Consider the following 22,185-nt stretch of genomic DNA (forward strand, 5'->3'; position numbering starts at 1 on the left):
GCCTTTAACGGCCCCTTTTCCCCCTCTTTTTTGTTAACAATGCAAAATCAACCTCACGTTTAAACCGATTTGCATCAATACATCTAACCTGGACTTTTTGTCCCATGCGATACACATTTGCCGTATGCTCACCAATTAGACTGTGACTCACTTCATCATAATGATAATAATCATCTTCCATGGATGAGATATGCACCAAGCCTTCTACCGTATTATCCAGCTCAACAAACATTCCAAACTTAGTAATACCACTGATGACTCCTGCAAAACGCTGTCCGATATAGTTTTCCATATACTCAGCCTTTTTCATATCATCTACGGCTCGTTCGGCATCCACAGCATTACGCTCACGCTCACTTGCCTGGATAGCTGCCTGTTCACACCATTGTTCATCCTGCTTCATTTTATCTACATCTTCTGATGATGTAAAGATATATTTTCGCAGCATGCGATGTACAATCAAATCCGGATAGCGGCGAATCGGTGATGTAAAATGCAAATACTCCTTTAAGCCCAGTCCGAAATGTCCCAAACAACGATTATCATAGCGCGCTTTCTGCATGCTTCTTAACATGAAACTGGATAACACGAAATAATTATCCTGTCCTCTGGCTTCGTCTAATAAAGCCTGTAGCTGTTTTGGATGTACGTCTTGGATACCTCCCTTAAACGTATATCCCAATGTTTTCGCAATACGTGCAAACTCCCGCATTTTCTTAGGTTCAGGAGCTTCGTGAATACGATACATCGATGGCGTTTCCAGCCATTTCATATGCGTGGCTACAGTTTCATTCGCCGCTATCATAAAATCTTCAATGATGCGCTCTGCTTCTCCACGCTCACGTAAGACGATATCTTTTGGTTTCCCTTTTTCATCAACCAGAATTTTAGCCTCTCTGCTATCAAAATCAATGGCGCCAAGTCCTTCTCTGCGTCTGCGAATGATTCCAGCCAAAACCTTCATATCTAAGCACATCTTTAACAAATGAGGATAAGCTTTTTGTGTTTTAGCATCACCGGATAATATCTTATTCACATTCGTATAGGTCATTCGCTCATTGCTATTGATCACACTAGGAAAGATACGATAATTCATTACATTGCCTGTACGATCTATTTCCATCATACAAGTTATGGTTAAGCGATCCACATGGGGATTTAAGGAACAAATGCCATTGCATAACGCGTGAGGCAACATCGGTACGACGCGATCTACCACATATACTGAAGTACCCCGATGATAAGCCTCTTTATCAAGCGCCGTTTTTTCTTGTACATAATGGGAAACATCCGCAATATGCACATAAAGACGATAGCCTTTTTCTATCTTCTCAATACTGATGGCGTCATCTAAATCTCTGGCATCTTCCCCATCAATAGTAATTGTCAACAGCTTACGCAAATCCTCACGATTCTTCAATTCGTTTACGTCCACTTCTTCTTTTATGCCAGCTACTTCTGCTTTCACTTTTTCATTGAATTCAGGAACGATATCTTTTTCAAGTAAGATACTTAAAATATCAATCCCCGGATCATATTTATAACCGATTTCCTTTTCAATATGACATTTTAAAACCGTTCCATAACTATCAATATGAAGCAGGACTTTAGAATCATTCACCAATTTAAAATCATCATAATTCGTAATTTTGATTTTACGATTGTTTAAATAAGAATCAGGTAAGAAATACTTTGATCCTTCTTTGATTTTTACTACCCCCACGATATGCGTGACACTATGTGAAATGACTTCGACCACTTCACCCTCTACACTTTTATCATTATTGGTCCATGTTCTGGCATAGACAACATCTCGATCCATACCGAAACCTAATCGTTCTCTGGCTATATAGTAACTGTCATCCGCTGTTTCCACAAAGCCAAAGCCTTTCGGATTTATACGCAGCGTACCACTCACATACCCTAGTTTTTCACTAAGGAAATAGCGATGTCGCTCATCTCTGGCAATAATACGTGCAGCTTCCAAATCGTTTAATAATTTCATCAATTCTGTGAAGGCAACACTATCTTCCATTTGGATCATCCTGGATAATTGTTTCACATCCATACCACGATAATCGTTTTGTTTGATCAGGGCGAGTAGTTCTTCTTTTTTGCTCATTATTTGCCCTCCTTTTCATTATGAACTTATAGTTATAGTATACCATTCCACGCTTATTTCATAAATATGATAGCGCATTTTATCTAGATCTTAACAATTTGCGGATGCAGATGGCGCTTTCATCATTCAGGAAACAACTAAGTTTATATGGATGGTATAGGTATCGTTACTTCATAAAAAAAGACCTTGCACGGTCTTAGTCTAAAATACGGATAATTATAACAAGAGCGAAAAAGATAATTCCTGTTACCATAGTAACATTAGATATGATTTTTTCAGATCCTCTTTCTTTGACATTGGCAAACAGATTCAATCCATCACTTCCACCAAATGCACTTCCAAGACCATCTGACTTTCCGCTTTGTAATAAGGAGAGTATTATCAAAATGACCGATGCAATCATTAATAGTATTTCTAAAATGCCCATGATAGTCCTCCTTCCTATTTCTCGATACCTTACTAGTATAGCAAACAATGATAATAATTACAATATTGTTTCGAAAATATTTAAGATACATGCCAAGCAAGGGCAGATTGTTTCATGAGAAATGCTCACATACGTGATATCACACATTTCTTGTTTGAACGTAATGAACTACCAGATACTACAATAAGATACCATCTAAGAACGCTTTAAAGGAAAGGAACACTGTTTAAGAATTCATGATATCCTTTCGCAGTGTTCCATTAAGTACTTATTTAATGTTTGTAAATATTATAGAAGGCAGATTTCCCAGGAAATACTGCTACATCACCCAACTCTTCTTCAATACGAAGCAATTGATTATATTTGGCAATACGATCAGTTCTTGACATAGAACCAGTCTTAATCTGACCGGCATTGAATGCCACTGCAATATCGGCAATCGTCGTATCTTCAGTTTCACCGCTTCGATGGGATACAACTGCCGTATACCCATGTTTCTTAGCCAGCTCCATAGCATCAAAGGTTTCCGTCAATGTGCCAATCTGGTTTACCTTGATCAAAATGGAATTAGCGATATCTTTATCAATACCTTCCTGTAAGATTGCCGGATTTGTTACATATAAATCATCACCAACCAACTGGATTTTCTTGCCTAAATGCTCCGTCAGTTTCTTCCAGCCATCCCAATCACGTTCGCCTAAGCCATCTTCAATCGAAATAATCGGATATTTTTCTACCAGTTCATCATACCAGGCAATCATCTCATCGGTTGTTTTAGAACCCTGACCTGATTTTTTCAAATCATACATTTTCGTTTCCGTGTTGTAGAATTCACTAGCCGCAACATCCATAGCAATGCAAATATCTTCTCCGGCCTTATAACCAGCAGCTTTGATTGCCTCCATAATAGCTTTCAATGGCGCTTCGTTATCTTCCAGATTCGGTGCGAAACCACCTTCATCACCAACAGCTGTTACTTGGCCTTTTTCCTTTAATACTTTTTTCAAGGCATGGAAAGTTTCAGCACCCATTTGAATTGCCTCTTTCATACTTTTAGCACCAACCGGCATAATCATAAACTCCTGGAAATCTACCGAAGAATCCGCATGACTTCCTCCATTTAAGACATTCATCATTGGCACTGGCAATGTTTTCGCATGAATACCGCCTAAGTAACGATATAATGGCAATCCATAAAAGTTAGCCGCAGCATGGGCAACCGCTAAGGAAATACCTAGGATGGCATTTGCACCATATTTAGACTTATCCTTTGTACCATCAGCTTCAATCAAAGCTTTATCAATTGCCGCCTGATCAGTAACATCCAAACCAATCACCACATCTGCCAAGATTTCATTCACATTGTTTACGGCAGTCATGACACCTTTGCCATTAAAGCGATTCTTATCACCATCGCGTAACTCTAAGGCTTCACGCTCTCCGGTGCTGGCACCGCTTGGTACAATGGCACGGCCAAATGCTCCACTGACCGTTTCCACCTCAACTTCTATGGTAGGATTTCCTCGAGAATCGAGAACTTCTCTTGCGTGTACATCAACAATAACAGACATAATTTTGTCCTCCTTTATTATCTATTCTCAGTATAACACCAGGAACTGTATAAAGAAAGAAGTTTGCTCAATCTAACTAAATTTCACATATTTCTATAACAATTCCTGTAAATCATCTACGATATGCGTAGGATGAATGCCTAATCGATCAATATCCTCTCTTTGATGAACGCCGGTTGTCACAAAAATGGTTTCAACCTGATTGCGTACACCTAACAGAATATCTGTTTCCAGATTATCACCGATGAGTATCACATCCTCTTTCTTTTTATGTAAAAAGTCTAAAGCTTCTTCCAAAATCGTATCATGAGGCTTACCAATTTTGGGACTTTTTTGTTGTGTTGCATATTCAAACATAGCCACAACAGAACCATTTCCAATGGAAAAACCATCCGGCTGTGCCAGTATGCGATCATCATTTGTCCCAATCAGCTTGGCGCCATTTAAAAGCAGCTTTAAAGCTTTGGAATATTTTTCATAAGTTCCGGAAGTATCTAAGCCGACAAAAACAAAATCAGCGTTTGTATCATCTATGGTAAACCCTTCATCCTCCAGAGCTTCTCGTAAACCATCCTGTCCGATATAATATGCTTTTCTGCCTTCATAATGCTTACGGGCATAGATAGCTGCAGCCATAGCACTAGTGAAAAAATGTTCTTCCTTGATACCGCAATATCCCATGCGTTCCATATGTTCTACATTTTGGCGTTTTGTGCGTTTGGCATTATTCGTTAAAAAGTAAAATTCTTCCTTGCGTTTGATTAATTCATGAACGAAGTGCATAGCACCTTCGATCAATAAAGTTCCCCGATACATTGTTCCATCGAGATCAATTAAATACGTTTTCTTCATCTTATCCCTGCTTTCTTACCCATAATAGTAAAGCATATCCTACTGGGAAAGCAAGCGTTATCTGTTTCTGCTGCGTGTTTTTCGTTTTCCTGGATTGATTAGAATCATACCTGCAAGAATCAGTCCTACCGGCCAGTAGTGTTCTGCTATGTAAGAAAGGTAACCATATAATTGCTGTTGATTGATGCTTGGCTCAATCAGCAGAAGGATGCCACTGATACCCAGAATGATTCCAATGCGTTCCCTCATATTATCACTTCCTGCTTACAGTATAGAAAGACATTCCTGCTAATTTTGTCAGATTGCGGAAGAAAACCATTTTTTTATGTTTTTATCAAATTTATCAACAGGTTACCATCTTTAAACCGTATCATATACTACCCATATATTGTGATTCACTTATTATAAACGGCTGACATCTTATGTTTTGCTTTGCATGTTTATCCGCTTTGTTATACAACAAAGCCATTTTCATCCAAATAAAAAAAGCCTCAAAACCAGATTGGTTTCAAGACTATTTACATCTGTTTTACAGCTCTACTTTTTCTAAGTCACCATAACTGATTTCAGTTGGCGTTTCACGTCCAAATAAAATCAATAAGACGATAGCTGTTTGGGAATCCTCGTGTAACTCTTCCACCGTTCCTTCGGAATTCGCAAAAGCACCACTTAAGATACGAACACGATCTCCTACAGCAAAGTCGATCTGTACTTTACGCTCACTCATGCCAAGACGACGCAGAATTGCTTCCATTTCATCTTCGGCAACTGGGAAAGGCTTAGCTCCACCACCACTGGATCCGATAAATCCGGTAACTCCCGGTGTGTTACGCACAATATACCATGCCTCATCTGTCATGATCATTTCTACGAATAAATAGCCGCTGAAAGGATTTTTGGTCTTTTCAACTTCTTTGCCATTTTTATATTCGATCTCTTTTTCCTCTGCTACAACGATGCGAAACAGAAAATCCTGCAAGCCCATGGTTTCAACACGACGCTCCAGATTTTCCTTAACACGGTTTTCATGTCCGGCATATGTATTTACCACATACCATTGTTTTTTCTGTTCTTCTGCCATGTCTTGCCTCCTACATTCCAATTAATTTCAAAAAGCCGGATGATGCAACCTGACATAGGAAGAAAAACAATCCTAAAACAGCTGTAAATGCGATGACCGTCGCACTGTCTTTTGCCAAATCTTTGCCCTTCGGCCAGCGAATTCGTTTCATTTCGGTTAAAATACCATTAATACTGAACCACTTCATAAGAAACCTCCTTATTTTGTTTCTTTATGTATCGTATGCTTGCCACACTTCTTACAAAACTTTTTCAATTCAATACGCTCATTATGCGTTTTCTTGTTTTTTGTAGTTGTATAGTTTCGAGAAAGACATTCGGTGCAGGTGAGAATTACTTTATCGCTCATGAAAAAAACACCTCTTTCTTTGCTTATTAACTTTATCATAAAGTCTTGTCTTAGTCAATTCCATCTTTTTGCTTACGCAGTTTTCGCACCATATAATCTATAGTATTACGCGATAAATGCATCTTTTCCGCAATTTCTTTATAAGTATATCCCTGCATACGCATAGCAAGGATTTGATATTCCCTCTCTTTAAGAATAACTTTTGATTCGCTTAACAGCTGTCGCAATTGTTCATTCTGCAGTTCTTTTTTAGCATGTGGAAATGCTTCAGTACCTTCCCTGAGATAATGACCACTTTCATCACAGACTTCAAATCCATATAACATAGTAAATTCATCTATATGACTCTGATAGCGCGCTTGCTTTTTCACATAATCAAGAATTACATGCTTCACAATTTTCATGTAATAAGTAGCAAAGGAGCTTTGTTTATCCATCTGATAGGAGTCAATTGCTTCTGCAAGTTTAATCATGCACAATTGATATAACTCTTCACGATTTCGCTGATTCATCCCAGTGCTATGCTGATGAATCATTCGCCAAACTTTTACGCTATAGTTCTGTATGAAAAGATGCAATGCGACATCTTCCATTTGCCGATACATATAAAGAAGCTCATAATCATTTTTACGATTGGTGTTTTCCATAATACCCTCCTCGTGAGAGCATGGAAAAGGATTACGTTATTTATCATATACGATATACAATAGGACATACTTCTTCCTGCATGCTATTGAAGTAAGTATTTATAAAGGATGTCTTTGGTTGTAGATTTCATACAACAAAATGCCGCAGGCAACGCTGGCATTCAAACTGGTTACAACCCCTTCCATAGGAAGTCGTACACAATAATCACAGTTTTTCTTTACCAAAGAACTGATGCCAAAGCCTTCACTACCCACAACTATTACGAGTGGTACATCGTATTGCCCTTCGCGATAATCGCGAGAATTTTCGAAATCAGTACCAACAATCCAAAACCCCTGTTTCTTTAAATATTTAATGGATTGTGCCAGGTTTGTCACCATGGCGACCTTTACCGTATCAATGGCTCCGGTACTGACTTTTGCCACCGTCGGGGTTAAGCCAACATTGCGATGTTTACCAATAATGACACCATCCACCCCAACACAATCACAGGTACGCAAGATTGCTCCCAAATTATGGGGATCTTCCAAACCATCCAACATCACAAACAAAGGCATTTTACCTTTGGGTATGCTTTCTAACAATTCCAATAATTCATATGTCTTATAGTCATCAATTTTTGCAGCGATTCCCTGATGATTTCCCTGTAACATACCATCCATTTTTTTACGCGGTAAAATCTTACATGTGATCTTATGCTCCTTGATAAGCTTTTCTAAAGCTGTGTCTCGCATACCTTCTGCCATCAGGATCTCATAGATTTTTTTATCCTCCTGCAGCAACTGTTTTACTACATTTTTACCATATACATATTGTGTCATTTTACATCTCCTAATGCAACAATGCGTTGCCATAGCTGTAAAAGCCGTTCTTCTTTTTTCATCAGATACAGCCAGCCAAAAACAGCTTCTAAGCCGGTAGCTTTGCGATAAGTGATAACATCCGCATTTTTTGCCTTACTTTTAGGATTGGTATTTCTGCCACGTAAGACAATAGCCCATTCTTCTTCTGTAAAAAAGCCCTCGGTTTCTAATTGATTCAAAAATCCTGCCTGTGCTTTGGCACTGACCCATGCCTCACTGAATTTTTGTAAGTCTTTGGATTTCTGATAACCTTTCGATAATAGCAGCTCTCTTACATACAGTGACATCACAGCATCTCCCATGTAAGCCAAGGAAGTGCCATTATACTCCTGTATTTCCATTACAGAATACCCTTTTCGATAAGGCGCGCACGATAGTCATCGGCCATAGCAAAATCTTTTTCCTTCACTGCAGCTTTCCACTTGTGATGCAATTCTTTATCCTCATCGGATAAGATCAAGCGGTTATTTTCAATTCCTAACACATCCAACATCGTTTCCACTGTTTTGACAATTCTTTGCAAGAAAGTCAAATCAACTTCCCGCTGGCGAATCGTCTGATTTAAGACTTTCACTGTCTCAAACAAAGCTGCAAAGGCATTTGGCGTATTCATATCATCCTGCATTGCATCCATGAATGGGGTAAGCAAAGTATCTTCTGCTTCATCTGTAATCTCCACATCCGCAAGAGCTAGCTTTACATACGCCTGTTTTAAAGAAGTCTGTACCTTTTGCAATTCCTTCTTCGCTGTCTCAATGGCCTCTTCGTTAATATTCAGAGGGCTGCGATAGTGTGCCGATAAGAATACCCAGCGTAATACATTGCCGCCAATCTTTTCAATCATGTCTTTAGCCCAAATGACATTTCCTAGTGACTTACTCATTTTTTCACCGTCGATATTCACCATTCCATTGTGAATCCAATAGTTCGCAATCGGTGTTTCATAAGCCGCTCTTGATTGTGCAATCTCATTTTCATGATGCGGGAATTTCAGATCCATACCACCGCCGTGAATATCAATCGTATGCTCTCCATGAAATTCCTTATTGATCATGACAACACACTCTGTATGCCAGCCAGGTCTTCCAACGGACCATGGGGAATTCCATTGAATGCCCTCATCCGTACGTTTCCACAAGGTGAAATCCAAAGGATTTTCTTTCTTGCTGTTTTCATCGATACGCGCTCCCACCATCAAATCATCGATTTGTTGATTTGACAGCTTCCCATAGCTTTCCACACTGTTGACACGAAAATACACATCTCCATCAATTTCATAGGCATGACCTTTTTTCACTAACAGTTCAATAAAGGCAATAATGGCATCCATCGTTTCTGTAACCCTTGGCGCTGCATCTGGCATCATGGCATGCAATGCCAGACGATCATCGTTATAGGCTTTGATAAATTTTTCCGTAATCTCTTTTTCACTAACTCCACATTCTTTTGCGACTTTGATGATTTTATCATCTACGTCGGTATAATTTGACACCATTTTCACCTTATATCCTAATGCCTGAAACGTTCTTTTCAGTGTGTCAAAAACAACGATGGGGCGGGCATTTCCTATATGAGGATAATTATATACGGTAGGGCCACATACGTACATATTGACCTCATGTTCATGGATTGGTTTAAACTCTTCGATCGTCTGATTCATACTATTGAATAGCTTCATAACTTACCTCCTAGCAATAAAAAAAGCACTTCGACTGCAAAGACGCCTATCTTAGACGCGGTTCCACTTTGCTTGAAATATGCTTTTCCACTCTTCACGTATAACGCCGTGGCACGTATTTTTCTACTTATCGAAAAATCCCTCAAAGGGGCATTCCCTGTTACCTTATGCTTTCTGCTTCCACCATCCAGAAATCGCTATGCCACAATGGTATCAAGTACTCATCCTTTGTCATCAGTTTTTTATAGTATAACAAGCTTAAGGCCAGAGTTCAATACTAACTCTTCCCTTTTTGTTCATCTAAAAGCTTCGTAATATCTTTGAACTGTTCCAATAGATCTTCTTGGATGCTGCTTTCTTTTAGTTTATTCACATAGACAGCATCAAGTTCATCCAAATCATCAAGTTCGTTTGTTTCTCCTTCATCATTGGTATTTAATTTCGTGCGTAATGCCATCCATCTCACCTCCGAATGCTTATAGTTTACACCTTTTCACAATATTTAAAAAGTGCTTTCCTCAACATTTATAATATTTATCATGGTTTTCATAGAGCTCTAAGACGAAATCACCAGTAGACAAGCTAGGCTCATATGTGTAAAAAAAGGAAGACAGCAAAAAAGGACTGCAGCATTAAGCCACAATCCTATTTAAGTTCTTACAATACTTGAATTAAGCTAATTCAGAGAAGTATTTGATTGTTCTAACCATCTGGCTAGTGTAAGAGTTTTCGTTATCATACCAAGATACAACCTGTACCTGAGTATTTCCATCTTCCATTTCGATAGCCATTGTCTGAGTAGCATCGAACAGAGATCCAAAACGCATACCGATGATATCGCTAGATACGATTGGGTCAGTGTTGTAACCGAAAGATTCGTTAGCAGCAGCTTTCATAGCAGCGTTGATTTCATCAACCGTAACTTTACCCTTAACAACAGCAACTAAGATAGTAGTTGATCCTGTAGGAGTTGGAACACGCTGAGCAGAACCGATTAATTTACCGTTCAGTTCAGGGATTACCAAACCGATAGCTTTTGCAGCACCTGTAGAGTTAGGTACGATGTTTACTGCAGCTGCACGAGAACGACGTTTGTCACCTTTTCTCTGAGGTCCGTCTAATGTCATCTGATCACCAGTGTAAGCGTGAATGGTTGACATGATACCGCTCTGGATAGGAGCTAAGTCATTTAATGCTTTTGCCATAGGAGCTAAGCAGTTTGTTGTACAAGAAGCAGCAGAGATAACTGTATCTTCTGGTTTCAATACATCGTGGTTTGTGTTGTAAACAACTGTAGGTAAGTCATTTCCTGCAGGAGCAGAGATAACAACTTTACGAGCACCAGCTTCGATGTGAGCCATTGCTTTCGCTTTTGATGTATAGAATCCTGTACATTCTAATACTACGTCAACACCTAATTCTCCCCAAGGCAGGTTTTTAGCATCAGCTTCAGCATAGATAGTGATTTCTTTTCCATCAACTGTGATTGATTTTTCACCAGCTACTACTGTATCAGCTTTTTCATAACGTCCCTGTGTTGAGTCGTATTTTAATAAGTGAGCCAGCATATCAGGAGAAGTTAAGTCGTTGATTGCAACTACTTCATATCCTTCAGCTCCAAACATTTGTCTGAATGCCAGACGTCCGATACGTCCGAATCCATTAATAGCAACTTTTACTGTCATCTTCAAAGTCCTCCTTTTAACACCCTTATTATACGTATTATCCTTTCTCTTGTCAATTGACAATTCTTTCACTTATACACTTTTTTACAGCCCTTCCCAAGCTTTTTCTGCTTGTTACAAAATTCCCATTTCTGCAAGCCTTTACATTCTTCGCTAACCTTGAAAACATGGAAATGGACAAGTGGATATGCACATAAAAGCTTGTGTTTTTTCATTTCCATACATCGTTAAATACAACTATTCGTAAATATATCGTCTACGTCAAAGAAAGTTCTACATCCTTATCCATCTGCAAAATGATGGTCAATGTATCTTTCTCAATCAATTCACTGCGCCCATCCGCATAACGTCCGATATAATAATCATCCTGTTCCCCAATCGCAGCATAACGTGGTGTGATTTCATGCTTGCCATCCATGCTCAGCAATCCCATCTTTCCTGTTTTGCCATAGCCCTGGCGTGTAAAGAAAGCAAAATGATTTTTATATAAGACTCCATACATAGATCCACTGCTAATGCCCGCAAACTGTGTTCGCTTCTTGCCTTGCAAATCGTATACGGTTGATGTTGTATGAATTCCTTCCGTCAAAGGCGATTCCTTCACCAGTACCCCTTCCGGTTCACCATCCAAATACACAAAGCTTTCATCCACATCTCCTTGCAGCACCTTTTCTCCCTTCATATCGTACAGCGTACATACCGCATGTGTACAATGCTGAAACAGCCTGCCAACGCGTGACATTTCATCATGCGCCTTCCCCTGCTTTAGCGTTTCCCCTTTTTCATTGATCACCCGGCTAAGCCCTGCCTCACGCACAATGGCATACCCATTTTGAAAACCATCTCCATGACCTTTCACTTCCAAATATGCTTTGCCTTCCTTAGTAAAATACGCTGTCGTATCTTCTTTATCCACCCAAAAGTCTTTTTCATCGGTTCCGATAACCTTCATAGAAGCATCCTTTTGCACACGTGCAACACAAGGAATTAAGGTCTTTCCTTGTAATGTTAGGATGCCATAATGACCATCCTTCACCACTTGAAAGCCGACACCCTCTATATAATCGAAAGCATGAAAGAGATTTCCATCCGCATCCTTATCACAGGCATCATATAGAAACTGCACAACGACATCTCCACGTGTATTGATGATGCCACTTTTCCCATCACGCACTGCCTGATAATACCCACTAAATTTATCATTGAAAGAACCGTAATTCAAAGGACGCAGCTGCTCATACACAAATGCACTGCATGGTTTTCCTTCTTCATTCAAGATAGCGGCCAATCCATTCTTATACCCTATCGTATACGCATGTTTCTCATAGGTTTGAATATCCGGAAAACGCTTTATCTTATCATACAGGAACTTTGTTTTTTGATTACCCTTCGTATCAAAGATGGCACTTTTATTCCCCTGCTTCATCCATACAATCGGATCGTGGAATGATTGTTTCACCAAACGTGCATCTATCGTTTTATGTTTCTGGCCATCCTTATCAAACACCATCGTCTTTTCCTGTTTCCGAGCAAAGAAATATCCACTATCATAAGCATAAAGAATACGTTCATATTTTAAAGGCAACAAGATTTGATTCTGTTTATCAATCACGCCATACTTGCCATCTTTTTGCGCAATATACACGTCTTTTTCCTGTGTTATCAAATCATATTCACAAGGAATCATCACTTGTTTTTGCTTATTCATAAAGCCATATTTCCCCTTTTGCTTCACTTTCATATATCCATCACTGTTCACATATCCCAAAACGATGGTATCCTTTTGCTTTACCTGCTTTTGTTTTGTACTATGCTGTTGACAGCCACACAACAATAACAAACTTAAAAAACACATCCCTATTTTCTTCATACCCGCTTTTCTCCTTTTGTTCATTGTAGCACATTTCCTTCTGCGACGTTTTACATTTCCATATGGATTTAAGAAAGTATAAGGAAAAAGTATTAAACCTTTTGCTTCGCGCATACTTATATACAGACAGATTGGAGTGATGTTATGGTGATCGTTCCTACCATCATTGAACGCAATGCCGCAAGTGAACGTGTATATGACTTATATTCTTGCTTATTAAAAGAGCGTATTATCATATTAACAGGGGAAATTGATGATGCCATGAGCAGCAGTATTTGTGCGCAGCTGTTATATTTGGCAAGTATCAGTAAAGATCCGATTCAAATGTATATCAATTCACCTGGAGGAAGTGTCAGTGCCGGTTTAGCCATTTATGATGTGATGAAGTACATTTCCTGTGAAATTGCCACAATTGGCATGGGTATGTGTGCCAGTATGGCAGCAGTTTTACTATGTGCAGGTGAAAAAGGAAAACGCAGTGCCTTACAAAATGCTGAAATTATGATTCATCAGCCGCTTGGCGGTATGCAAGGGCAGGCAAAGGATATGGAAATCGCCGCGCAACATATCAATCAATTGAAACAACGCTTATATCATATTTTAAGCAGTCAGTGTGGACAACCTATTGCCACCATTAAGATAGATTGTGACCGTGATTATTATATGGATGCGATAAGCGCAAAGGCTTATGGCTTAATTGATACCGTCATAGAAAACGGCTCTCATTAAAGAGAGTCGTTTTTGTTGGATAGCTAACATGTAGCTAACATTATTTTAAGGAGAAAATAGCCCTTCGCAATTGACCAATATCCTTATGCGTATAGATTTTTTCTGTTGTCGCATAGGAGGTATGACCAATCAAGCGCTTGATACTTGTCGCATTCGCACCAAAGTTTGACAGCCTTGTCGCAAAGGTATGGCGACAATCATGAGGCAAATGATTCATATCCAGCATATTCATGATCTTATCGAAGTAATTGTTACGATAGGCATGGTAATTGATCTTCGCCCCTGTTTCTAAATCACAAATTAGATATTCATTTCCCATATTGTAATAGTTTAATACATAATCCTGGATCCGCTCATGAATTGGTACGACACGATTTTTACCGGCTTCCGTTTTATTCCCACCGCGGATTGTCAAATTCTGTAAATCAACATCTTTGGTCTTGATCTGAAACAATTCGCTGACCCGAAATCCCGTGTAGATCATAATCAGAATCGTATCCACAAACGGTATATTATCATGTGCAAACAATACCTCAATCTCTTTTTCACTAAACGGCTTATGAATTTCCGGTGGTCGTTCTTTCTTATTGATCGTGACATATTTTGCATAATTCTTGTTTATGATATCGTTTTGTACGGCATATTCGCATACTAAAACCATCAGTGATTTTAATTTCAGATCACTAGCCACAGATAATTCACTTTCATCCATGATTCGCTGAAAGTGAATGGTCTTTAACTCTGATAACTTGCAATGCCAGATGGGTTCACATTTGGCATACGCTGCCTTATAGCCATTGATGGCATTTTGTGAGATACAGCGAAACTTCATACTTGACCATTCCTGATAAATCGTTTCAAACGTAATTGTCCCAAGCTTTTGAATTTCCTCAAATAATACCGGATTCTTGTTATAGTTCCAAAGTGAAAATTCCGCCATCTCCTGTGTTTCGTAATACCCAATGATCTTGCGCTTTTGTTTATAACCAGCATCATTGCTGTGACGCAATGAAATGGTTACACAAGCGACCCATGGTTTTCGTCGGTTTCCTTGCAGGCGATAGACACTCCCCATGCCATTCGCCTTTTTGATGCCATAGTTACCGCTCATCTTCAACACCTTCTTATACTTATTCCCTTTACATATTAACCTTACTATGTTATGCACATGAAAGCAACGCTTTCTTATAGCGTTACTAACACGTAGCTAACACTTTCACAAGTCTATAAAAATCATAATATCCCTTAATTTCAAGCCATTTTTTACTTTTTATACCTCATTCATAAATTACTTAAATAATAATTTAACAAGAATTTATTACAAAAGTGTTATTTAATGAAAAATTAAATAATGGAAGGAGAAACTTATGGACTTCAATATTATTGAATGTGTACTGCTGGCCATTGTAACGTTCATCTTTGCAATTGACCAGTTCTCATTAACAGAAATCGTATACCGTCCAATTATCGCTTGTCCTATCATCGGTCTGATCCTTGGAGATGTAAACATGGGTCTTATTATCGGTGGTACTTACGAGTTGATGATGATCGGTAACATGCCAGTTGGTGGAGCTCAGCCACCTAACGCCGTATTAGGTAGCGTTGTTGCTATGATCTTCGCGGTTAAGGCACACATGGATACAAACGCTGCATTAGGTGCTTGTATGATCTTCGCTACTTTCGGACAGTATGTAGTAACTGTAATGTTCACTATCATGTCTGGATTAATGGCTAAAGCTGACAAAGCTGCTGCTGAAGCTAATCCTAAAGGAATTACTGCTGTATTGAACATCTCTATGGCTGGTTTAGGCGGATTGTTTGCATTAATCGCAATCGTTGCTTATAGTGCTGGAGTTGGTATGTCAGATACATTGACTGAAATCTCTAAGAACGCTAGCTGGTTCATGGGTGGTTTAGGTGCTGCCGGTGGTATGATGCGTTTCGTTGGTTTCGCAATCCTGCTGAAAATTATGCTTTCTAACGATTTGTGGGGCTACCTGCTTGCAGGTTTCGCATTCGCATTGATCCTTGGAAACATTCCTGCAACTTCATCAGCTGCTCTGATCTTAGTTGCATTCATCGGTATCGCTATTGCATTGAATGACTTCTTAACAACATCAAAAATTAAAGAAAACGCTGGAAGCGGAATGGGAGGTATGAGTGATGGAATCTAATGCTATGACAACTTATAAAGACACTACCCCTGCTGCCAGAGTCGATAACAAAACATTAAATAAAATGGTATGGCGCTCTATGCAGCTGCAGGCAGCTTTCAACTATGAAAGAATGCAATCAGCTGGATGGCTGTGGGCTATGTTACCAGGTTTGCAGAAAATTCATACAAACAAAGATGATTTAGCTGCATCCATGACACACAACATGGACTTCTTGAACACTCACCCATTCGCAGTAACATTCGTTATGGGTATGGTTCTTTCTATGGAACAGCAGAAAATGGATATTCAGACAATCCGTTCTGTACGTATCTCTACTGCAGCTCCATTAGGTGGTATCGGTGACGCATTGTTCTGGTATACACTGATTCCTATCACTGCTGGTATGACTGCTAACATGGCAATCGACGGCAACATGATGGGACCAATCCTGTACTTCATCATCGCATTTGGTGCTGAAATGGCATTGCGTTATGGTTTAATGTACTGGTCTTATAACTTAGGTACAAAAGCTGTATCTATGATGACTGCTCATGCAAAAGAATTCACTCATGCAGCTTCTCTGCTTGGTGTATTCGTTGTAGGTGCTTTGATTTCTAACTATGGTGGCGGAACTCACTTAGGTATCTCTATCCCTAACGGACAGACTGTTGCTGAAGACGGAAAAACTATGGTTGACGTATTCATTAACATTCAGGAATACTTAGATAAGATCCTGCCTTGCTTAATTCCATTACTGTTCACTTTGATGTGCTACTTCTTGATCAAGAAGAAAAACTGGACTCCTACAAAATGTATCGGTTTATTCTTGGTTATCGGTATCGTTGGAGCTATCTTCGGTATCTGGGGTGGCGATTACACACCATTAGTACCAGTACCTTGGAATGTAGTTGCTTAATCTAAATTAAAATAGTAGATGGTGCTCTCTCAAACTAATAACTCTATCTACATTTGAGTTTAAAGGTCATTCGCAAGAATGGCCTTTTCTCATGCCAAGAACGGGCTTTATTCTTTCTTACGATGTTGCATAGTGAACTCAATACGTTGAAACAAAAAGAAAAAACGCACCTTAGTAAGATACGTCAATTCTATGTCTTTTCCATTGATGTAGGTGGTAAGAGAACTATTTAGCATCTTTTTTAGGAACCATACGATATCTTTCTACCATATCAATATCGGTATGAAGTGCTACATCAGCTTTTCCATAATGCAAATAGGAGGAATTTCCATAAGTATCAATATACTGTTTGGCATCATCATAAAATAGATAAGATTCAGCCGTTTCAAAATTAAATAATGCATTATCGAAAGCATGCAATGCTTCTTCGATGGCATTTTCATGAAAGCATAATTTACCTTTTAAATAATATAATAAACCGGCATGGAAATCAGCACTTCGTATCTTGCAGATGTATTCATCAAGGGCAGTAATATCATGCAGACTGTTCTCTAATAATATTTGATAGGCGAGATCTGCTATTTGCAAGGTTTGTTCATCAGCACACGCATGCAATGCTTGTTGGTAGGCATTCGCAAACTCCGTATGCTTGCATCGTAAACTGTGGTAATACCAAGGTTCTAATACACTTGCTGGATCTCCTTTTTTATATTGTGTGTGGGCAATCTTTGCAATCTGTTCTAAAAATTCGTTCTTTTTGCCTGCCATAAAATAAGCTTTCATCAGTAAACGATCTTTTTCCAAGGGGGATAATAATTTCTCAGCACCAGCGCCATTTAAGAGTTCTAAGGCATGCTGGTAATCTGCTCTTTGAAATGCTCCCTGTATGGCGATGATAGGAAACTGTTTGATGCGCCGATAGGTAAACCAGGCAACACCGCCACAGATTATGATAATGATACTTGCGGCACTCATAATAACACCTCTACTTTATTGTTTTCATTATAGCATGAATCACAAATATTTCGACTTTTTTCGAATCGTATATTTACAATTTCACAACTATAAGTGTATAGTAACTGTGTGTGATAATGTAGTCAATTCATTTTGACACCTCCTTTTGATTCAAAAGAAATCAAAAGGTTTTTTTATTACCTTTAATGAAACAGAACCATCTTCATAACTTACGATAACCTAATACATATAGGAACATCTTCCCTCTACATTAACATCGGAATGAAAAAACAGGTCACCCAAGTGGATGACCTGCATACAGATATCAATTGTACCTGTTTTAAGGTTTGAGAGAGCAATATTACTATTTTATGCGTGCCAAGGAACTGGAATTAATGCCGTATAAGCACCACCAGTTGCCCATACACCAAACATACATCCTACGATACCGATTACTAACAGCAGAACGATACATTTGATTGGTGTCCATTTTTTCTTCAACAGAGCATAGCACATTAAAGTTAATGCCAAAGGAATTACTTTAGGCAGGATAGAGTCTAGCTGACCCTGTACATTTGTAGTTAATCCGCCTGAAGAGAAGACGATTTCTAAAGAAGTAGAACCCATGTTAGAAATCAAAGCACCAACGATGAAGATACCCATAACAGATGCAGCATGTGTAAATTCTTTCGCATGTTTTGTTAAAGAAGCTACAGCTGACATACCTAAGTTATAAGACCAGTACATCAAAGCGAAACGTAAAGCCATCTGTGCACCGAATACGATAACGAAGAACAGAATTGGTCCTAAGATATTTCCATTCTGTGCCTGGATAGCTGTAACACCGGCAACGATAGGTACAAATGTATACCAGAACAATGCGTCACCGATACCACCTAATGGAGCTGCAGTAGAGATACGTACAGAACGAATTGTCTGAATATCCATCTTCTGCTGTTCCATTGATAATACAATACCCATTACGAAGGTTACCAAGTAAGGGTGTGTATTAATGAAGTCCATATTGTGTGTCATAGATGCAGCTAAGTCATCTTTGTTTGTATGAATTTTCTGCAAACCAGGTAACATAGCCCACAGCCATCCACTGGACTGCATTCTTTCATAGTTGAAACTTGCCTGCAGCATGGTAGACATCCAAACCATTTTATTTAATGTTTTTTTGTCAACTTTAGGAGCAGGTGTAAGATCTTTATATGTTGTCATTGTATTAGATTCCATCACTCATACCTCCTGCATTGCTACCAGCATTTTCTTTAATCTTAATATTGATCATGAAGTCGTAAATTGCGATACAGATACCAATGAATGCCAGCAATAATAATGCAACACCACTCATTGTTCCACTAGCAGCTACACTACCAGCTTCTGCATTAAATGCAAAGCCTGTAGGGATGTAGCTTAAGATGATTGCAGAAGCGAAACCTGCAAGCAGGAAGCCCCACAGATCGCTTGCCATCATGATCTTCATCAGGATAGCGAAACCGACAAACTTCATCATACCACCAGCAGCTGTTAAACCTGCTGTAAACCAAGAGTAATCTGTAGCAATCTGCTGCAGAGTGTCAGCCATAGCTGTTCCACCAACATAGCACAGGATAGAAATAACAGCGAACAGTGTTCCCAGGATTACCATTGAAATGTAGTTAACCTGTGCAATTCCCTTAGGATTTGCTTCTGCAGCTGCTTTATCAGCTTTTGACATAAGACCAGCCATGAATGTAAATACTAAAGTAACAACATACTGACCGAAGATTGAGAAGATAACAGCTGTACCTAAAGCAGCATTAACTTCCATGTTAGCTTTGATAGCTAAGATACATCCGGCAACACCAGCGATGATTACGTTAGGTGGCTGAGCTCCACCAACTGGCATGTTACCGATAACCATGATTTCATACGTTCCACCAACTAAAAGACCGATTTCCATATTACCTAAGATTGCACCGATAATAGTACAAGAGATAATTGGACGATACAGTGTTTCAGTCAGAGAGAATTGGTCAATCGCAAAGATAAAGGTTACGACTGCCAACAAGATAATTTGAATAATATCCATGATAAATCTCCCTTCTGTTTAAGCGAATTCTTATTTAAATAATTTATCAATTGGTTCTGCAGCAATATCTGGAACTCGTTTGATTTCCAGTTCAACACCCAAGTCCTGCAGTTTTTTGAAAGTTGCAACATCGTCATCATTGACAGCAACAGAAGTAGCAACCTGACGTTTACCTTCTGCCATGTGCATGTTTCCAATGTTTACTTTCTTAATAGGAACTCCACCCTCTACTAATCTTAGTACATCCTGTGGAGTTTCACAGATGATAGCGATGTGCTGCTGTGGGCTAGCTTTACCGATGATGTTGATTGTCTTTTCGATACTGAAGTATCTTGTCTGTGCATAAGCTGGTGCAGCCATATTCATCAGACCCTGACGGAATTCATCACCTGCTACGGCATCGTTTGCCACTAATAATAAGTTAGCTCCAACGACTCCACACCACTGTGTTGCAACCTGTCCGTGAATCAGACGGTTGTCGATTCGTGTTAAAACGATATCTGGCATGTTTGCTCTCTCCTTTCTATCTGTTTAAACATGAACTAGCGGCAGCGCTTCATGATGAGGTGAATGCGCTACGTAAACCCTTTCAGTTCACTTAGATTTTATGCCAAAATGGATGTGATTTCTTTACACTTTTTATTAGTGATTTTGCACTTTTTAGCAATTACGCCCATTTTCATCTACTAATTAATGCAAATAATCAGAAATATCCATACATTTCGCAAAAATTTACATACGTACTTACTTTTGGGAAAAAATGTGATAAAAGTAATTGACATATGACATTTTATTCATCGATTATCACATAATGTAAACACTTACATAAAACAGGCGAGTTTCTCTCACATTTTTATCCATATTCTTTTCTCATTAATTTCTTTTCTGGATGCGCAAAATTTGCTATACTATTCATAAAAGAGGTGAACTTCTCATGTTTAACAAAACAACTAGTTTTATTTTTAACAAATATGGGGAAATCGTAAATGATTTGACTCGCCGTCAAAGCATCAAAATGACACACTCTGTATTAAAATTGAAGGATAAAGAATTCACATCTTATTATACATATAATAGTGATGTGTATGTGAAGGTATTATCGGGTATCGTCATGCTCGTAGTCAGCAAAGATGAAAAAGCAGAAGAATTTGAACGTTTTGTCATCCACCGCTTTATTAAAATAAAAAAAGGTGTGAAGTTTAATTTCATCACGATCACCCAGACTTCCAAGGTTGAATTAGAAACTGATTTTAAAGCGAAAAAGACCTATGTAAAAACATATGATGGAAATCCTATCAGTTATGAACCTATCATTCCAACCTTTTCAGTAAAAGAAATTCTTGGTTATTACTATCAGGTCCGCAATGCCAGCTACACCTTTCCCGGTGAACAACATAATTATTGGGAACTCACTTTTATTGATAATGGAGAACTAGCAACAACTGTTGATGATGAAGAATATCGTTTAGACGAAATGGATCTGATTTTATATGCGCCGGGACAGTTTCACACACAAAAAACAGGAGATGCCCAGTCATGCAGTTACTTAACGATCCTCTTTGATATGGACATTCCGGATTCTTATTTAATTACAAATCGTGTTTATCACGCTCATCGTGATATTCACAATGCCCTGAATAATTTCATCAAGGTTTCTAATAATGAAATGCTTTATGACAGTGAATTGATGATTTGTTATATAAAAGAATTATTGATTAAAATCCTCCAATATGATTTCTTATCCAGTTCTCCGGTAGCATCTACCCCTATGCAGCAGCGCTTTGAAAATGAATTACTGAATGAAATTGTCATTTATATCAACGATACGATTTATGAACAATTAACCATTGAAGAAATTTGTAATCGTTTCTCCATATCACGTTCCAGTCTGCAAACGTTATTTAAAAACAACTTAGGAACGGCACCTAAACAATATATCAGTGATTTAAAATTAAAGAAAAGCAAACTATTGATCAAAGAGAGTGTATATACGATCAGTGAGATATCCAGTATGTTGGGATTTACCTCAATTCATTATTTTTCTCGCAAATTCAAACAACAATTTGGTATTACACCAACGGATTATGCAAAAACCATTTACAATTAAAGCATGAAAAAGAGGCTGTAACGAAATAGACTGAATTGACAAGTCTATGAGGTTACACCTCTTTTTTCTATGCTTTGTTCTGAAAAAACATCTCTTATTTT

General features: G+C 38.6%; 24 protein-coding genes and 1 other annotated feature. Of the genes, 4 read left to right on the forward strand and 20 right to left on the reverse strand.

Annotation, left to right across the window (positions count from 1 at the left end; translation table 11 throughout):
* Positions 1-4: 4 nt before the first annotated feature.
* From rnr to EDD61_RS11730, 15 genes are all read right to left on the reverse strand, one after another.
* On the reverse strand, positions 5-2,122 hold the full coding sequence (gene rnr / locus EDD61_RS11660) for a ribonuclease R (RefSeq protein ID WP_132225531.1): 2,118 nt from the start codon (positions 2,120-2,122) through the stop codon (positions 5-7).
* A 196-nt stretch (positions 2,123-2,318) separates the two neighbouring features.
* On the reverse strand, positions 2,319-2,549 hold the full coding sequence (gene secG, locus EDD61_RS11665) for a preprotein translocase subunit SecG (RefSeq protein WP_008690627.1): 231 nt from the start codon (positions 2,547-2,549) through the stop codon (positions 2,319-2,321).
* A gap of 272 nt (positions 2,550-2,821) precedes the next feature.
* Complete coding sequence (gene eno / locus EDD61_RS11670) at positions 2,822-4,120, reverse strand: phosphopyruvate hydratase (RefSeq protein ID WP_008690626.1); 1,299 nt, start codon at positions 4,118-4,120, stop codon at positions 2,822-2,824.
* 93 nt (positions 4,121-4,213) lie between these two features.
* Entirely contained in the window at positions 4,214-4,972 is a 759-nt protein-coding gene (locus EDD61_RS11675; RefSeq protein ID WP_120173338.1) for an HAD-IIA family hydrolase, read from the reverse strand.
* Positions 4,973-5,029: 57 nt separating this feature from the next.
* Entirely contained in the window at positions 5,030-5,221 is a 192-nt protein-coding gene (locus tag EDD61_RS11680) for a hypothetical protein (RefSeq protein ID WP_008690624.1), read from the reverse strand.
* Positions 5,222-5,501: 280 nt separating this feature from the next.
* Entirely contained in the window at positions 5,502-6,053 is a 552-nt protein-coding gene (gene nusG / locus EDD61_RS11685; protein ID WP_008690622.1) for a transcription termination/antitermination protein NusG, read from the reverse strand.
* 10 nt (positions 6,054-6,063) lie between these two features.
* Positions 6,064-6,240 carry a preprotein translocase subunit SecE gene (gene secE, locus EDD61_RS11690; RefSeq protein ID WP_008690621.1) on the reverse strand — a complete coding sequence of 59 codons (177 nt, stop codon included), beginning with the start codon at positions 6,238-6,240 and terminating at the stop codon, positions 6,064-6,066.
* Positions 6,241-6,251: 11 nt separating this feature from the next.
* Entirely contained in the window at positions 6,252-6,401 is a 150-nt protein-coding gene (rpmG, locus tag EDD61_RS11695; RefSeq protein WP_008690620.1) for a 50S ribosomal protein L33, read from the reverse strand.
* Between the two features lie 50 nt (positions 6,402-6,451).
* Positions 6,452-7,048, reverse strand: a complete 597-nt coding sequence (locus EDD61_RS11700) for an RNA polymerase sigma factor (protein WP_132225533.1) — start codon at positions 7,046-7,048, stop codon at positions 6,452-6,454.
* A gap of 99 nt (positions 7,049-7,147) precedes the next feature.
* Positions 7,148-7,870 carry a 23S rRNA (guanosine(2251)-2'-O)-methyltransferase RlmB gene (gene rlmB / locus EDD61_RS11705; protein WP_008690618.1) on the reverse strand — a complete coding sequence of 241 codons (723 nt, stop codon included), beginning with the start codon at positions 7,868-7,870 and terminating at the stop codon, positions 7,148-7,150.
* On the reverse strand, positions 7,867-8,253 hold the full coding sequence (locus tag EDD61_RS11710) for a Mini-ribonuclease 3 (RefSeq protein ID WP_008690617.1): 387 nt from the start codon (positions 8,251-8,253) through the stop codon (positions 7,867-7,869). The genes rlmB and EDD61_RS11710 overlap by 4 nt, the downstream gene beginning before the upstream one ends.
* The gene (gene cysS, locus EDD61_RS11715) at positions 8,253-9,590 is read right to left on the reverse strand and encodes a cysteine--tRNA ligase (protein ID WP_132225535.1); all 1,338 of its coding nucleotides are present in this window, start codon (positions 9,588-9,590) and stop codon (positions 8,253-8,255) included. Before cysS ends, EDD61_RS11710 begins: the two co-directional genes overlap by 1 nt.
* A gap of 35 nt (positions 9,591-9,625) precedes the next feature.
* Positions 9,626-9,834 (reverse strand) — a binding site (T-box leader).
* Positions 9,835-9,867: 33 nt separating this feature from the next.
* A complete protein-coding gene (locus EDD61_RS11720) occupies positions 9,868-10,047 on the reverse strand; it encodes a hypothetical protein (protein ID WP_008978230.1) in 180 nt (59 codons plus the stop codon).
* A 214-nt stretch (positions 10,048-10,261) separates the two neighbouring features.
* Complete coding sequence (gap, locus tag EDD61_RS11725) at positions 10,262-11,275, reverse strand: type I glyceraldehyde-3-phosphate dehydrogenase (protein ID WP_008690611.1); 1,014 nt, start codon at positions 11,273-11,275, stop codon at positions 10,262-10,264.
* Between the two features lie 256 nt (positions 11,276-11,531).
* Complete coding sequence (locus EDD61_RS11730) at positions 11,532-13,145, reverse strand: WG repeat-containing protein (RefSeq protein WP_132225537.1); 1,614 nt, start codon at positions 13,143-13,145, stop codon at positions 11,532-11,534.
* A 144-nt stretch (positions 13,146-13,289) separates the two neighbouring features.
* Here EDD61_RS11730 and EDD61_RS11735 point away from each other — a divergent pair, with 144 nt between their 5' ends.
* Entirely contained in the window at positions 13,290-13,874 is a 585-nt protein-coding gene (locus EDD61_RS11735; protein ID WP_132225539.1) for an ATP-dependent Clp protease proteolytic subunit, read from the forward strand.
* Between the two features lie 40 nt (positions 13,875-13,914).
* Here the strand turns inward: EDD61_RS11735 and EDD61_RS11740 are convergent, their stop codons facing one another.
* Positions 13,915-14,985 carry a tyrosine-type recombinase/integrase gene (locus EDD61_RS11740; protein ID WP_008690608.1) on the reverse strand — a complete coding sequence of 357 codons (1,071 nt, stop codon included), beginning with the start codon at positions 14,983-14,985 and terminating at the stop codon, positions 13,915-13,917.
* Positions 14,986-15,241: 256 nt separating this feature from the next.
* On the opposite strand from EDD61_RS11740, the gene EDD61_RS11745 reads away from it, so the two are divergent.
* Both EDD61_RS11745 and EDD61_RS11750 read left to right on the forward strand, forming a co-directional pair.
* Entirely contained in the window at positions 15,242-16,048 is an 807-nt protein-coding gene (locus EDD61_RS11745) for a PTS sugar transporter subunit IIC (RefSeq protein ID WP_008690607.1), read from the forward strand.
* Positions 16,038-16,946 (forward strand): PTS system mannose/fructose/sorbose family transporter subunit IID, encoded by a 909-nt coding sequence (locus tag EDD61_RS11750; protein WP_008690606.1) that lies wholly within the window; start codon positions 16,038-16,040, stop codon positions 16,944-16,946. Before EDD61_RS11745 ends, EDD61_RS11750 begins: the two co-directional genes overlap by 11 nt.
* A 225-nt stretch (positions 16,947-17,171) precedes the next feature.
* Here the strand turns inward: EDD61_RS11750 and EDD61_RS11755 are convergent, their stop codons facing one another.
* The 4 genes from EDD61_RS11755 to agaB all read right to left on the reverse strand — a co-directional run bounded on the left by EDD61_RS11755 (position 17,172) and on the right by agaB (position 20,484).
* On the reverse strand, positions 17,172-17,921 hold the full coding sequence (locus EDD61_RS11755; RefSeq protein WP_132225541.1) for a hypothetical protein: 750 nt from the start codon (positions 17,919-17,921) through the stop codon (positions 17,172-17,174).
* A 348-nt stretch (positions 17,922-18,269) separates the two neighbouring features.
* The gene (locus EDD61_RS11760) at positions 18,270-19,139 is read right to left on the reverse strand and encodes a PTS system mannose/fructose/sorbose family transporter subunit IID (protein WP_008690600.1); all 870 of its coding nucleotides are present in this window, start codon (positions 19,137-19,139) and stop codon (positions 18,270-18,272) included.
* A complete protein-coding gene (locus tag EDD61_RS11765) occupies positions 19,129-19,977 on the reverse strand; it encodes a PTS mannose/fructose/sorbose/N-acetylgalactosamine transporter subunit IIC (RefSeq protein ID WP_008690598.1) in 849 nt (282 codons plus the stop codon). The genes EDD61_RS11760 and EDD61_RS11765 overlap by 11 nt, the downstream gene beginning before the upstream one ends.
* A gap of 30 nt (positions 19,978-20,007) precedes the next feature.
* Positions 20,008-20,484 carry a PTS galactosamine transporter subunit IIB gene (gene agaB, locus EDD61_RS11770; protein WP_008690597.1) on the reverse strand — a complete coding sequence of 159 codons (477 nt, stop codon included), beginning with the start codon at positions 20,482-20,484 and terminating at the stop codon, positions 20,008-20,010.
* A 427-nt stretch (positions 20,485-20,911) separates the two neighbouring features.
* On the opposite strand from agaB, the gene EDD61_RS11775 reads away from it, so the two are divergent.
* A complete protein-coding gene (locus EDD61_RS11775) occupies positions 20,912-22,084 on the forward strand; it encodes an AraC family transcriptional regulator (RefSeq protein WP_008690596.1) in 1,173 nt (390 codons plus the stop codon).
* Positions 22,085-22,185 lie beyond the last annotated feature (101 nt).

Origin of the sequence: Longicatena caecimuris (assembly GCF_004341945.1) — a bacterium.
Classification (GTDB): Bacteria; Bacillota_I; Bacilli_A; order Erysipelotrichales; family Erysipelotrichaceae; genus Longicatena; species Longicatena caecimuris.